Genomic DNA, 12,390 nt, shown 5'->3' with positions numbered 1-12,390 from the left:
CCGTCCACGTCGTCACGGTCGACGGTCAGGTCATCGGCGAAGTGCCGGTCGCCAGTGGCGTCGGGCACGTACTTCACAGTGACAACGATCCTCAAGCTCACGCCGGCTCTCCTACTGCATCGTCATTTCTGGGCTGCCTTCTTTCAGGCAGCATAGGCGCCTGAAGCGGCCGATCCCGGTCGGGGCGGCCCGCGCTCCGAACGAAATATTACTCACCAGTACACCCAGTCGACGCACACTGAGCAAGCGCTTTGGACTGTGACCTTCGCAACGCTGTGTAACCGGCGGGTAGAACCGGTGAGTAACGAGCCCGCTGCCCCCGGCCTGCGGATTCAGTCGCGCAGGCCGTTGAACCGGCCCTCGTGGTACAGGAGCGGGCCGCCCGCCCCCGAGTGATCGCCCAGCACGACCTCCGCCAGGATGATGCGGTGATCGCCCGCGGGTACGCGCGCCACGACACGGCACACCAGCCAGGCGAGGACGTCGTCGAGCACGGGAACCTCCTCGGGCCCCTTACGCCAACGGGTGGGCGCGCCGAACCGGTCGGCGCCGCTGCGGGCGAAGGTGGCGGCCAGCTCCTGCTGGTGTTCACCGAGCACATGGACGCCGACATGGCCGGCCTCGGATATCGCGGGCCAGCTGGAGCCGCCGGTGCCGATGCCGAACGAGACGACCGGGGGCTCGGCGGAGACCGAGGTGAGCGAGGTGGCGGTGAAACCGACGGGAGCGCGGGCACCCGGCGCGGTGATCACGGCCACACCGGCCGCGTGCCGCCGGAACACGGAACGCAGCAGCTCGGGTGAGGCGGGCCGTGGAGTACCGAGGCCGGATGTGGCCGTCATGGAGCTGTCCTTCTGCGTGAGCCGACGTGAGGTTCCGGCCCCGAGGGCGGAACCGGGAGCGGGAGACGGTCCTTGGCCGGTCAACAGCCCGGAGCGCGCGCACCCGCGGGGCGGGGCGGGTCCGTGTCGGCGAACTCGGGGAGAAGGCTGTGCGGTGACATACGGTCAGGCTGACGAGAGGCGGCGGGCGCAGTCAAGGGCGTACCGGCATGTGGGAGATGCCTTACCATGATCGCCTCGGCTCGGACCGCCTCTCAGACGGCCTCTCCGAGCGCCGCGATGACGTCCGCCTTGCGCGGCTGCCCGGTGGCCCGCCGCACGATCCGCCCGCCGGCGTCGAGCACGAGCACGGTGGGCGTCTTCAGGATGCCGAGCTCGCGTACGAGGTCGAGGTGGTCCTCCGCGTCGATCTCCACGTGCGACACCCCGGGGACGATGCCGGCCACCTCGCCCAGGACCCGCCGGGTCGCCCGGCAGGGGGCGCAGAAGGCGCTGGAGAACTGCACGAGCGTGGCCCGTTGCCCGAGGGCCTCCCCCAGTTCCGCCGCGCCGAGCCGCTTTCCGCCGTCGCGCCCGCTCACCCGCACCCTCCCGCTCCGCCGCCGGTGCAGCACTCCGTAGATACTCGCCGCCGCGAGCACGACCAGGCACACCACAAGTCCGTTCATCCCCTGCACAAGCATTCATGAGACCGCAAAGATTCCCGGGGCCGTCCGGCGCCCCGCGTGCGGAATGCTTGATTCATGGACATCGACACAAGAGGCCCGCGGTTCGGCGCGGCCGTGACCGCCGTCGTGCTGGCGGTCACGCTGATCACCGGGAGCGTCTGGCTGCTGGCGTGGCAGACACTGGCGTTCGCCCTGGGTACCGCGGGCGGCGTGACGCGCTCGCCGTACGGCCGGGTCTTCAGGAAGGCCGTACGGCCACGGCTCGGCCCGCCCACGGGGTTCGAGGCCCCGGAGCCCCCGCGGTTCGCGCAGGCGGTCGGGCTCGTCTTCGCGCTGGTGGGTCTGGCCGGCTGGACCGTGGGACCCCAGTGGCTGGGTACGGCGGCGACCGCGTGTGCGCTGGCGGCCGCGTTTCTCAATGCCGCGTTCGGGTACTGCCTCGGGTGTGAGATGTACCTGGTTGTGCGACGTGTGACGGTACGCGAAAAGTAAAGATGAGCTAAAACTCCAGGTGGATCAAGGGGACGACGTGACGAGGATCTCGCCGTTCCCCGGCACCAGGGCTGGCCACTCGTCCGTTCTTCGGGCACGATCTGCGCATTGCCGTAAACCTACGGCTGCGTAACTTTCCCGCCGGGGGAACCCTTCCCGGGCAGAGAGAAGGGTCCACCCCGTCCATGGCAGAGCTTGTCTACCGTCCCGTCGTCGGCCTCGCCCAAACGCTCTTCAAGGCGTGGGACCTCAAGATCGACTGCAAGGGATCGGAGAACATTCCGCGCTCGGGCGGCGCCGTGCTGGTCAGCAATCACATCAGCTACCTGGACTTCATCTTCGACGGCCTGGCCGCGCTGCCGCAGAAGCGCCTGGTGCGCTTCATGGCGAAGGAGTCGGTCTTCCGGCACAAGATCTCCGGTCCGCTGATGCGGGGCATGAAGCACATTCCGGTGGACCGCCAGCAGGGCGAGACGGCCTACCAGCACGCGCTGGAGTCGCTGCGTTCCGGTGAGATCATCGGCGTCTTCCCCGAGGCGACCATCTCGCAGTCCTTCACGCTGAAGAGCTTCAAGTCCGGTGCCGCGCGCATGGCCCAGGAGGCCGGCGTCCCGCTCATCCCCATGGCCCTGTGGGGCACGCAGCGGCTGTGGACCAAGGGCCACCCGCGCAACTTCAAGCGCAGCCACACCCCGATCACCATCCGGGTCGGCGAGCCGGTGGAGGCCCCGACGGACCAGTACGCGGGCGCCATCACCCGGCGGCTGCGCGAGCGGGTCCAGGAGCTGCTCGAATCGGCGCAGCGCGCCTATCCCGTACGCCCCAAGGGGGCGGACGACACCTGGTGGATGCCCGCCCACCTCGGCGGCACCGCCCCGACCCCCGAAGAGGTGCGCGCGGCCGAGGCCCGCTGACCCCTGCCGCTACCTGCCTCAGAGAGCGGCGGGGAGCGTCCGCAGCAGCGACTCCCGGCTCGGGGCGGCCTTCATGGCGCCGACGACGGCCGGGTGCGGTTCGGCGTACAGCCCGGGATGGTCCAGCTCGCCGCGGTCCGGGTCCGGCGTGAAGGCCAGCCGTTCACCGTCGAGGGAGAAGCGGGAGTCCACCCCGGGCTTGTTGCCCCGGGGGTCCTGCCGGTGCCAGGCGCCGTCCAGGCGTACGGCGACGAGACCGTGCAGCACCTCGAACTTCTGGTAGCAGAACGCGGTGGGGATGTCCTCGGCCCGCAGCAGCGCGGCCAGCGCGTGGGCCTTGGCGTGGCAGATGCCGGTGCGCTGCTCCAGTACGTCGGAAGCGCGCCAGGTGACCCGCGGATCACCGGAATCGACGGAGTGCGGGATCGTGTCCCGCACGAATTCGAACGCCGATCGCGCATAGGCATACGAGTCGACGGATCCCTCGGCGAGTCGTGCTGCCGTCTCGCGGACGAGCGGATGGTGATGGTCGACCACGTCGTCGGCGGCCAGATAGGCGGACAGGTCGCTGGTTTTCTGGAGCAGCTCCATGCCCGCAGAGCATAGGAATGCGGCCACCCGGAAGTCAATGACTTTCCAGACAGCCGCATATCCATGCATCAATGGCTACTGCTGGGCCATCTCTTCCTTGAGTGCGGCCACGAACCCGTCGACGTCGTCCTCGGTCGTGTCGAAGGCGCACATCCAGCGGACGTCGCCCGCGGCCTCGTCCCAGAAGTAGAAGCGGTAGCGCTTCTGGAGCCGCAGGGTGACGTCGTGCGGGAGCCGCGCGAAGACCGCGTTGGCCTGGACCGGGTGGAGGATCTCCACTCCGTGCACGGCGCGGACACCCTCGGCGAGGCGCTGGGCCATCTCGTTGGCGTGCCGGGCGTTGCGCAGCCACAGATCCTTGGCGAGCAGCGCCTCCAGCTGCACCGAGACGAACCGCATCTTGGAGGCCAGCTGCATCGACAGCTTGCGCAGATGCTTCATGTGGCTGACGGCGTCCTGGTTGAGGACGACGACGGCCTCGCCGAACAGCGCGCCGTTCTTCGTGCCGCCGAGCGACAGGATGTCGACGCCGACCGCGTTGGTGAACGTCCGCATCGGGACGTCCAGGGAGGCGGCCGCGTTGGATATCCGGGACCCGTCCAGGTGCACCTTCATGCCGTGCTCGTGGGCGTGGTCGCAGATCGCGCGGATCTCGCCGGGCGTGTAGAGCGTGCCCAGTTCGGTGCTCTGGGTGATCGAGACGACCTGCGGCATCGCCCGGTGCTCGTCGTCCCAGCCGTACGCCTGCCGGTCGATCAGTTCGGGCGTGAGCTTCCCGTCGGGCGTGGGCACCGTGAGCAGCTTGAGGCCGCCCATCCGCTCGGGGGCACCGCCCTCGTCGACGTTGATGTGCGCGCTCTCCGCGCAGATCACGGCGCCCCAGCGGTCGGTGACCGCCTGGAGGGCGACCACGTTCGCTCCGGTGCCGTTGAAGACCGGGAAGGCCTCCGCGCCGGCACCGAAGTGACTGCGGATGATCCCCTGGAGGTTGTCCGTGTAGTCGTCCTCGCCGTACGCGACCTGGTGCCCGCCGTTGGCCAGGGCCAGGGCGGCGAGCACCTCGGGGTGGGCCCCCGCGTAGTTGTCGCTGGCGAAGCCGCGGACGGCCGGGTCGTGATGACGCCGGGCGTCGGTCTTCGGAGGGTTCACGGCTTCTCGGTCAGCCACAGGCGCTTTCCGTTCACTTCGGCGGCGGGCTTGTCCCAGACGCCGACGATGGACTCGGCCAGTTCCGTGACGTCCGTGAAGCCCGCGAATTTCGCGTTCGGCCGCTCGGCGCGCATCGCGTCGTGCACCAACGCCTTCACGACCAGGATGGCAGCGGCGGAGGTCGCGCCGTCGGCGCCCTCGGCGATGCCGGCCTTGCGGAAGTAGTCCCCCATGGCCAGGGTCCAGGCCTCGGCGGCGGCCTTGGCCGCGGAGTAGGCGGCGTTGCCCGCGGTGGGGTTGCTCGCGCCCGCGGCGCTGATCAGGACGTACCGGCCGCGCTCGCTGGCCTGAAGCGCCTCGTGGAAGGCGAGCGTGGTGTGCTGCACCGTGCGGATCAGCAGCAGTTCGAGCAGGTCCCAGTCGTCGAGAACCGTCTTGGTGAAGGTCTCGCTGCCGCGCCAGCCGCCGACGAGGTGGACGAGGCCGTCCACATGGCCGAAGTCCTTCTGGATGCGCGCGGCCCAGTCGCGGGTGGACTGGAGGTCCAGCAGGTCGACGGTGTCGCCGACCACGGTGGCGCCGCCGTGCGCGTAGCGGGCCGCGTCCACGGCCTCCGCCAGGCGTTCCGCGTCGTTGTCCGCGCCGATCACGGTCGCGCCCGCCTCGGCGAGCCTGAGCAGCGCCGCCCGGCCGGCGGGTCCACCCGCGCCCGCCACCGCGATCACCGCACCGCTGAGAGCCCCGTTCCCCATGATCTTCTCCTCCTGAGCAATGTTCTCGCTGCCGCGGTCGGTCACGCGGCGACCCGCTCGGAGCCGGCCGCGGTGATGCCCTTGGTGGAGGCGATCACGTTCTTCAGCTTCTTGGAGAGCGCCTCATAGAACATGCTCAGGGGAAACTCGTCCGGAAGCACGTCGTCCACGAGCTTGCGGGGCGGCTGCGACAGGTCGAGCGCGTCCGGACCCTTGGCCCAGCGGGAGCCCGGGTGCGGGGCGAGGTAGGTGGAGACCAGCTCGTAGGCCTTGAACCAGTGGACGAGCTTGGGGCGGTCGATGCCGGCCCGGTACAGCTCCTCGATCTCGGCGCACAGCTGGTTGGTGACCTGCGGGGCACGCTGCCAGTCGATGTGCAGCTTGTTGTCGGTCCAGCGGACGACGTCGTGCTTGTGCAGGTAGGCGAAGAGGAGCTGGCCGCCGAGACCGTCGTAGTTGCGGACGCGGTCGCCGGAGAGCGGGAAGCGGAACATCCGGTCGAAGAGCACGGCGTACTGCACGTCGCGGCCGTGCGCGTTGCCCTCGGACTCCAGCTTCACGGCCTCCTTGAAGGCGGTGAGGTCGCAGCGCAGCTCTTCGAGGCCGTACATCCAGAACGGCTGGCGCTGCTTGATCATGAAGGGGTCGAACGGCAGGTCGCCGTGGCTGTGGGTGCGGTCGTGGACCATGTCCCAGAGCACGAAGGCCTTCTCGCAGCGCTCCTGGTCGTGGACCATGGCGGCGATGTCCTCGGGGAGTTCGAGGCCCAGGGTGTCCACGGCCGCGTCCGTGACGGCGCGGAAGCGGGCGGCCTCGCGGTCGCAGAAGATGCCGCCCCAGGAGAAGCGCTCGGGCGCCTCGCGCACGGCGATCGTCTCCGGGAAGAGCACGGCCGAGTTGGTGTCGTATCCCGCGGTGAAGTCCTCGAACGTGATGCCGCAGAACAGCGGGTTGTCGTAGCGGGTGCGCTCCAGCTCGGCCAGCCACTCGGGCCACACCATGCGCAGCACGACCGCTTCGAAGTTGCGGTCCAGGTTGCCGTTCTGGGTGTACATCGGGAAGACGACCAGGTGCTGGAGACGGTCCTCGCGGTTCGCGGCGGGCTGGAAGGCCAGCAGCGAGTCCAGGAAGTCGGGCACCTCGAAGCCGCCGTCTGCCCAGCGGCGCAGGTCCTTCACGAGCGCCTCGTGGTACGCGACGTCGTGGGGCACCAGCGGGGAGAGCTCGGTTATCGCCTCGGCCGCGCGACGCACGACCGCTTCGACGTCGGCGGCGGCCGGTGCACCGTCCGCCGCGAAGTCGATGGAGCCGTCCTTGGACTGCCACGGCCGGATCTCCTCCACGGCAGCCTTGAGGACGGGCCATGCCGGGTGATCCACCACCCTGCCCACGGGAGGAACCCGCTCCTCCGAACCCACCTGCACAAGAACTTCCGTCATGTCCCATCCTCCACAGGAAAACCTCGCGTATGGACACCGTATGTAAACGAGGTTCCTTTACGCAAGTGGGAACCCGGGAGATTATCCTGCGCACCCCCCACCTTCACCGCGCTTTTTCCTGTCTGACACCGTCCATGCGATGACATGCACCACAGCACCTTCCCTCGGCCCGGCGGTGTACGCGTGGCCCTCGTCACGCAGGAGGCCGGGGGCTCCACTCGGGTGCGCGCTCCCGTTGCCCGGCGCGGGACCGGCACGCACGCCGCGCCGTGTGAATCCGACACTCCCATTGCACGGCGTAGGAACGGGTACACAGCACAGCCAGGCCATTAGGCTGCGGCCTGGCGCGTGGCCGCCTCCCGGAACCACGCGCGAGCCGAGCCGCCGTCGACGGAAGCGAGTCGAATCTTGAACTTCCTCACCATCGGTCACCGCGGAGTGATGGGTGTCGAGCCCGAGAACACCCTTCGTTCCTTCATCGCCGCCCAGAACGCGGGCCTCGACCTCATCGAACTCGATCTGCATCTGAGCAAGGACGGCGCCCTCGTCGTCATGCACGACGCCGAAGTGGACCGTACGACCGACGGCACGGGGCCGATCGCCGACAAGACGCTCGCCGAGCTGCGCACGCTGGACGCGGGGCACGGCGAGCACGTCCCCGTGTTCGAAGAGGTCCTGGAGGCCGTCAGGACGCCGTTGCAGGCCGAGATCAAGGATGTCGCGGCGGCCAGGGCGCTGGCCGAGGTGATGCACCGCAAGGACCTGGTCGGGCGGGTCGAGGTGTCCTCGTTCCACGACGAGGCGATCGCCGAGATCGCGCGGCTGGTGCCGGGGGTCCGTACCGCGCTGATCGCCAGCCGCTACGACACCGACGTGGTGGACCGCGCCGTCGAGGCCGGCGCCACGACCGTGTGTCTCAACATCCGCAGGCTGAGCCTGGAGGTCGTGGAACAGGCCCGCAAGGCCGACCTGAAGATCATCGGCTGGGTGGTGAACACCCAGGACCAGCTCCGGCTGGTGCGCGCGCTGGAACTGGACGGCGCCACGACCGACTATCCCGAGATCAAGCGCACGGGCCGCTTCACGGCGTAGCCCACCGAGCGGGCCGCGGCACCCGCGGCGACACGCACGGGCCGCTCGGCGCGGACGCACCCGAGCGGCCCGGCGGGTCTCTCCCGCCGACGCCTAGACGAGCGGCTTGACCAGCAGCTCGAAGCGCAGGTCGTCGCGCTGCGGGATGCCGAAGCGCTCGTCGCCGTAAGGGAAGGGCGTCATCCGTCCCGTGCGGCCGTATCCGCGCCGCTCGTACCAGGCGATGAGGTCCTCGCGTACGGAGATCACCGTCATGTGCATCTCCGTGACGCCCCACACCTCGCGCACGGTCCGCTCCGCCTCGGCGATGATCACCTTGCCGAGCCCGCTGCCCTGGAGTGCGGGGCTGACCGCGAACATGCCGAAGTAGGCGTGGTCGCCGCGGTGCTCCAGCTGGCAGCAGGCGACGAGGACGCCGTCCCGTTCCACGGCCAGGAGCCGGCTGTCGGACGCCTCGACGACCGCGCGCACACCCTCGGGGTCGGTCCTGCGGCCTTGGAGGATGTCCGCCTCCGTGGTCCAGCCGACACGGCTGGACTCGCCTCGGTACGCCGACTCGATCAGCGCTACCAGGGCCTCCACATCGCTGTCGACGGCGTCGCGGAAGGTCAGTCCGGTGGCGGCGGCGGTTTCCATGGCAGCGGTTCTCCGATCAGTGGCGCGGCTGGGCACGCCCGAGCGTAACGCTCCCACTAGGCTCCGGGTGCATGGTGCATGTACTGAGCAGCCGGACCCTCCTGCGTCCGACCGACCCGGAGCGCTCGCGCGTCTTCTACGGTGAACAGCTCGGCCTGGCCGTCTACCGCGAGTTCGGTACGGGGCCCGAGCGCGGGACCGTGTACTTCCTCGGCGGCGGATTCCTGGAGGTCGCAGGTCGGTCCGTGATCCCGCCCTCCCCGGCGCTGAAACTGTGGCTCCAGGTCGCGGACATGACGGCGGCCCACGGGGAGCTGACGGCCGCCGGTGTCGAGGTGGTGCGCGGGCCGGTGCGGGAGCCGTGGGGACTGATCGAGATGTGGATCGCGGACCCGGACGGGACCGAGATCGTGATCGTCGAGATCCCGGCCGATCATCCGCTGCGCCACCGGCCCTGAGTGCCCCAGGCCGAACGAGCCCGCGGGTCATGGGACGGGTCAGGACCGGCGTGCGGAGCCGATGTCCGGATGGCCGGTGCCCCGCGGCAGGCTTAGCGTGCTGAGGGGGCTCGCTGCGGAAGGAACGTCATGAAGCTCGACAGGCCGGTGACCGGCGGACCCTGCTGGACGGAGCTCGGCACCGACGACCTGGAGGGCGCCAAGGGCTTCTACGCCGACCTGTTCGGCTGGCGCCCGGAGACCGACCCGCGTCAGGAGGCGGGCGGGTACACCGTCGCGCATCTGGGGGACGCGGCCGTCGCGGGGATCTCCCCGGTCTACCAGGAGTCGCAGCCCGTCGCCTGGAACGTGTCGTTCGCCGTCACCGACGCGGACGCGACCGCGGCGGCCGTGCAGGCCGCGGGCGGAACCCTCGTCCTCGCTCCGATGGAGGTGCTCGACGTGGGGCGCTTCGCGGTCGCCTTCGACCCTGGCGGTGCCGCGTTCCAGATGTGGCAGGCGCGGGCCTTCCCCGGAGCGGGACTGTTCAACGCGCCGGGCGCGCTCGGCTGGGTGGAACTCCTGACCAGGGCCCCGGACCGGGTGACCGAGTTCTACACGAGCGTGTTCGGCTGGACCGTGAAGCCCTCGGCGCACTACCCGCAGTGGGGCATCGACGGCGCCGACTTCGGCGGCATGGTCACGATGGACGAGAACTTCGCGCACGAGGTCCCCTCGCACTGGCTGCCCTATTTCGCCGTCGAGGACGTGGACGAAACGGCGAACGCGGTCCTCATGGCGGACGGCCACCTGCTGATGGAGCCCGTCTCGCAGCCCAACGGGCGGCGCCTGGCCGTCGCCCGGGACCGGCAGGGCGCGGCCTTCGGCATCTACGCGGAGGACGAGAAGGACTGATCCGCACCGGCCTCGGGTGCCCGCTCCGGCCCGCGTCAGCCGCGCGGCAGCCTCAGCCGGCCCTCCAGCTGGCCGAGCAACTCGCCCAGAAGTCCGGCAAGTTCACGCTGACGTTCGCGGTCGACGCCGGACAGGACCCCGGTCTCGTAGGCGAGTTGATCGGGGAGGACGGCGTCGACCAGGTCGCGTCCCGCGTCGGTCAGCCGGACGTGCGCGACTCGGCGGTCACGGGTGTCACCGCGCCGCTCGACCAGGCCGCGTTCGGTCAGCTGCTTGAGCCGCTTGGTGACGGCGGCGCCCGAGGAGAAGGTCTCGCGGGCGATCTCGCTCGGGGTCAGCTCGTGCCCGGTGCGGCGCAGCGTCCCGAGCACGTCGAACTCCGGGCGGGTGAGCCCGGCCCGGCGCAGCGGCGCGTCCTCGGCCTGCTGAAGGAGCGCGGCGCAGCGGTTGACCCGGCCGATGACCTCCATGGGCCCGGTGTCGAGATCGGGCCGCACGGTCTCCCACTGGCGTACGACGGCCGCCACGGTGTCGGCCACCACGGCGTCCCCGGGCGGGGTGCCGACGGACACCTCTCCGTCAGACGCGGCCTCGGCCGACACCCCTCCGACAGGCGCATTGCGGGCGGGGGCCCCTCCGGCAGGCGCGGCGTCGGTGGGCTGCCGTTCGGTGGGCGGTCGCTCGGGCGGGGTCGCCGGGTCCTGGGTCGGATCACCGTCCCGTCTCGGGTCGCCGTCCGCCGCTCTCCGCCCGTCCGCTGTCGTCATGCCTGTGCGCCCTCCCAGCAGTGCAGTCCCTGGCGTCGTACCGTCGCCGCGAGCGTACGGTGTCCCGCCTGCTCGGCCCGCATCACCCGCTCCTCCGGCAGGGCGCGCCGCCACCATTCGCCGGCCGCGGCGTCCGCGGCGGAGCGCAGGTGCACGACGGCGGCGGACAGACCGCGGCGGGCCGACTCCAGGTCGCCCGGCTCGGGCCGCTCCTCGGCGAGCAGTCCGGCGGCGCGCTCCTGGGCCCGCCCGACCGCGGAGAGCGCCTCCTCGATACGGTCACCGGCCCGCCGGTTGGTCACGGCGACGGCCGCGACGAAGCCGACCAGCGCTCCCACGAGGGTGTCCAGGACCCGGTCGGTCATCAGCTCTCCGGGCCGCTGCGCGTGCGCGAACTCGGTGATCAGCAGGGCCATGGGGGTCACGCAGACGCTGCCGAGCCAGTAGTTGCGGCCGATCAGCGCCTCGGCGCCGAAGTTCAGGGCGAGGCAGCACAGGACGAGGGCCGCCTGGCCGGCATGGGCGAGCGGGACGAGGACGGCGAAGGCGGCAACACCGAGGAGGTTCCCGGTCACCCGCTGGACACCGCGGCTCCAGGTCAGGGTGACGTTGGCCTGATAGAGGGAGGCGGCGGTGACGAGGGCCCAGTAGGGGCGGCCGACGCCGAGCGCGAGCGAGACGTATCCGGCGAAGGCGCAGCCGAGCGCGGTGCGCAGGGCGATGGGGGCGAGCGGGCCGAGGCGGGCGAGCAGGGGCGGTTCCCCGAAGGCGAGCGCGGCCTCGACGCCGAGGAGTTCGTCCGCTCCGTCCCCGAGGCCGTCGGGGTGCGGGACGGGTCCGGTGCCGGACAGTTCGCGGGCCCAGCCGCGCAGCCGCCCGGGGTCGGTCCCGGCGGGTGCGGCGAGCGCGACCTCGGCCCGTACGACGAGCCGTTCGAGAGCGCGCCGGGGGACGGAACGGGCTCCCGTGGACAGCAGCGACTGCCAGGCGGTGTGCACGGCGGCGGCCGCCGCGGCGCGGGCACGGGGGTCGTCAGGAGCGGCGACGGACATCGCGGCGGCGTTCAGCGCCTGTGCGGTGGCACGCCGCTCAGGACCGTGCGGACGTACGAGGCCGGGGGCCATGCCGACGATCCAGGCCCAGGCTCCGGCCGCCGCGCCCAGCGCCAGATGGCCCGGCACCTGACCGAGGCTCTGCGGCACGAACAGGGACGCCGAGGAGATGAAGGCGAGGACCACGTTGCCCGGCGGGCCGATGCGCGTCGCGTCGCACAGGGTCTTCTGGGCGGCGGCGAGCAGCGCGCCGACGGTGACCAGGACGACGGCGTTCGTGGTGAGCGAGGCGGTGACGAGTGCGACGCCGAGTCCGCCGAGCATCCCGGCCACCACCCAGGCGAGGGCCCGCGCCCGCGCGGCGTACGGACGGCTGTGGGCGTAGAGCGCGCAGAGCGACCCGGCCATGGTGTACATCGCCAGGTCCAGCCGGCCGAGCGCCAGCAGTGTCAGATTCGGCGGGGCGACCGCGACGACGACGCTCAGGGCGGGCTTGAACCAGATGTCGGAGGGCCTGCCGAGGCGCAGCACACCGGCCAGCGGAAGCCTGCGTACGGAGGAGGGGACGAGAGGGGGCGCACTGCTCATGGCAATAACCTTAGCAAGTGTTTTATCTGTAAATTAGTTTCCTCGCTGCGCTCCCA

14 protein-coding genes and 1 pseudogene are annotated in these 12,390 nt (G+C 70.9%); 5 read left to right on the top strand and 10 right to left on the bottom strand.

The window, feature by feature from the left end; genetic code table 11:
* The 3 genes and pseudogenes from ABZV42_RS13455 to ABZV42_RS13445 all read right to left on the bottom strand — a co-directional run.
* Positions 1-101: pseudogene (locus tag ABZV42_RS13455) on the bottom strand (electron transfer flavoprotein subunit beta); the annotation flags it as partial.
* A 231-nt stretch (positions 102-332) separates the two neighbouring features.
* Positions 333-842 carry a flavin reductase family protein gene (locus ABZV42_RS13450; RefSeq protein ID WP_356051948.1) on the bottom strand — a complete coding sequence of 170 codons (510 nt, stop codon included), beginning with the start codon at positions 840-842 and terminating at the stop codon, positions 333-335.
* A 254-nt stretch (positions 843-1,096) separates the two neighbouring features.
* Positions 1,097-1,510 carry a thioredoxin family protein gene (locus ABZV42_RS13445; RefSeq protein ID WP_355977371.1) on the bottom strand — a complete coding sequence of 138 codons (414 nt, stop codon included), beginning with the start codon at positions 1,508-1,510 and terminating at the stop codon, positions 1,097-1,099.
* A 75-nt stretch (positions 1,511-1,585) separates the two neighbouring features.
* On the opposite strand from ABZV42_RS13445, the gene ABZV42_RS13440 reads away from it, so the two are divergent.
* Together ABZV42_RS13440 and ABZV42_RS13435 are read left to right on the top strand one after the other, a co-directional pair.
* Positions 1,586-2,002 carry a DUF4395 domain-containing protein gene (locus ABZV42_RS13440; protein WP_356051947.1) on the top strand — a complete coding sequence of 139 codons (417 nt, stop codon included), beginning with the start codon at positions 1,586-1,588 and terminating at the stop codon, positions 2,000-2,002.
* A gap of 185 nt (positions 2,003-2,187) precedes the next feature.
* Positions 2,188-2,916: a lysophospholipid acyltransferase family protein gene (locus tag ABZV42_RS13435; RefSeq protein ID WP_355977365.1), complete on the top strand. Its 729-nt coding sequence runs from the start codon at positions 2,188-2,190 to the stop codon at positions 2,914-2,916.
* Between the two features lie 18 nt (positions 2,917-2,934).
* Here ABZV42_RS13435 and ABZV42_RS13430 read toward each other — a convergent pair whose 3' ends face one another.
* From ABZV42_RS13430 to ABZV42_RS13415, 4 genes are all read right to left on the bottom strand, one after another.
* Complete coding sequence (locus ABZV42_RS13430) at positions 2,935-3,507, bottom strand: transglutaminase domain-containing protein (RefSeq protein ID WP_355977362.1); 573 nt, start codon at positions 3,505-3,507, stop codon at positions 2,935-2,937.
* Positions 3,508-3,582: 75 nt separating this feature from the next.
* On the bottom strand, positions 3,583-4,656 hold the full coding sequence (locus tag ABZV42_RS13425; RefSeq protein ID WP_355977359.1) for a low specificity L-threonine aldolase: 1,074 nt from the start codon (positions 4,654-4,656) through the stop codon (positions 3,583-3,585).
* Entirely contained in the window at positions 4,653-5,408 is a 756-nt protein-coding gene (locus ABZV42_RS13420; protein ID WP_355977356.1) for an SDR family NAD(P)-dependent oxidoreductase, read from the bottom strand. Before ABZV42_RS13420 ends, ABZV42_RS13425 begins: the two co-directional genes overlap by 4 nt.
* Positions 5,409-5,449: 41 nt before the next feature.
* Positions 5,450-6,847, bottom strand: a complete 1,398-nt coding sequence (locus ABZV42_RS13415) for a DUF6421 family protein (RefSeq protein WP_355977353.1) — start codon at positions 6,845-6,847, stop codon at positions 5,450-5,452.
* Positions 6,848-7,255: 408 nt separating this feature from the next.
* Here ABZV42_RS13415 and ABZV42_RS13410 point away from each other — a divergent pair, with 408 nt between their 5' ends.
* Positions 7,256-7,939 (top strand): glycerophosphodiester phosphodiesterase family protein, encoded by a 684-nt coding sequence (locus ABZV42_RS13410; protein WP_355977350.1) that lies wholly within the window; start codon positions 7,256-7,258, stop codon positions 7,937-7,939.
* Between the two features lie 93 nt (positions 7,940-8,032).
* On the opposite strand, the gene ABZV42_RS13405 is transcribed toward ABZV42_RS13410, so the two are convergent.
* Positions 8,033-8,575: a GNAT family N-acetyltransferase gene (locus tag ABZV42_RS13405; protein ID WP_355977347.1), complete on the bottom strand. Its 543-nt coding sequence runs from the start codon at positions 8,573-8,575 to the stop codon at positions 8,033-8,035.
* Between the two features lie 71 nt (positions 8,576-8,646).
* Here ABZV42_RS13405 and ABZV42_RS13400 point away from each other — a divergent pair, with 71 nt between their 5' ends.
* The gene (locus ABZV42_RS13400) at positions 8,647-9,033 is read left to right on the top strand and encodes a VOC family protein (protein ID WP_355977344.1); all 387 of its coding nucleotides are present in this window, start codon (positions 8,647-8,649) and stop codon (positions 9,031-9,033) included.
* A 129-nt stretch (positions 9,034-9,162) separates the two neighbouring features.
* On the top strand, positions 9,163-9,927 hold the full coding sequence (locus ABZV42_RS13395) for a VOC family protein (RefSeq protein WP_356051945.1): 765 nt from the start codon (positions 9,163-9,165) through the stop codon (positions 9,925-9,927).
* A 35-nt stretch (positions 9,928-9,962) separates the two neighbouring features.
* Here ABZV42_RS13395 and ABZV42_RS13390 read toward each other — a convergent pair whose 3' ends face one another.
* Positions 9,963-10,499, bottom strand: a complete 537-nt coding sequence (locus ABZV42_RS13390; protein WP_355977339.1) for a MarR family transcriptional regulator — start codon at positions 10,497-10,499, stop codon at positions 9,963-9,965.
* A 191-nt stretch (positions 10,500-10,690) separates the two neighbouring features.
* The gene (locus ABZV42_RS13385) at positions 10,691-12,334 is read right to left on the bottom strand and encodes an FUSC family protein (protein WP_356051943.1); all 1,644 of its coding nucleotides are present in this window, start codon (positions 12,332-12,334) and stop codon (positions 10,691-10,693) included.
* Positions 12,335-12,390 lie beyond the last annotated feature (56 nt).

Origin of the sequence: Streptomyces sp. NPDC005281, from assembly GCF_040607495.1 — a bacterium.
GTDB lineage: Bacteria > Actinomycetota > Actinomycetes > Streptomycetales > Streptomycetaceae > Streptomyces.
The sequence above is the reverse complement of the archived record's forward strand: the minus strand, read 5'-3'. Positions and strand labels throughout refer to the sequence as shown.

Bases quoted from the DNA above. Each gene is read 5' to 3' on its own strand.
- ABZV42_RS13450 (WP_356051948.1), bottom strand. From the start codon at position 842: ATGACGGCCACATCCGGCCTCGGTACTCCACGGCCCGCCTCACCCGAG.
- ABZV42_RS13385 (WP_356051943.1), bottom strand. From the start codon at position 12,334: ATGAGCAGTGCGCCCCCTCTCGTCCCCTCCTCCGTACGCAGGCTTCCG.
- ABZV42_RS13420 (WP_355977356.1), bottom strand. From the start codon at position 5,408: ATGGGGAACGGGGCTCTCAGCGGTGCGGTGATCGCGGTGGCGGGCGCG.
- ABZV42_RS13405 (WP_355977347.1), bottom strand. From the start codon at position 8,575: ATGGAAACCGCCGCCGCCACCGGACTGACCTTCCGCGACGCCGTCGAC.
- ABZV42_RS13430 (WP_355977362.1), bottom strand. From the start codon at position 3,507: ATGGAGCTGCTCCAGAAAACCAGCGACCTGTCCGCCTATCTGGCCGCC.
- ABZV42_RS13435 (WP_355977365.1), top strand. From the start codon at position 2,188: ATGGCAGAGCTTGTCTACCGTCCCGTCGTCGGCCTCGCCCAAACGCTC.
- ABZV42_RS13395 (WP_356051945.1), top strand. From the start codon at position 9,163: ATGAAGCTCGACAGGCCGGTGACCGGCGGACCCTGCTGGACGGAGCTC.
- ABZV42_RS13415 (WP_355977353.1), bottom strand. From the start codon at position 6,847: ATGACGGAAGTTCTTGTGCAGGTGGGTTCGGAGGAGCGGGTTCCTCCC.
- ABZV42_RS13445 (WP_355977371.1), bottom strand. From the start codon at position 1,510: ATGAACGGACTTGTGGTGTGCCTGGTCGTGCTCGCGGCGGCGAGTATC.
- ABZV42_RS13440 (WP_356051947.1), top strand. From the start codon at position 1,586: ATGGACATCGACACAAGAGGCCCGCGGTTCGGCGCGGCCGTGACCGCC.
- ABZV42_RS13400 (WP_355977344.1), top strand. From the start codon at position 8,647: ATGGTGCATGTACTGAGCAGCCGGACCCTCCTGCGTCCGACCGACCCG.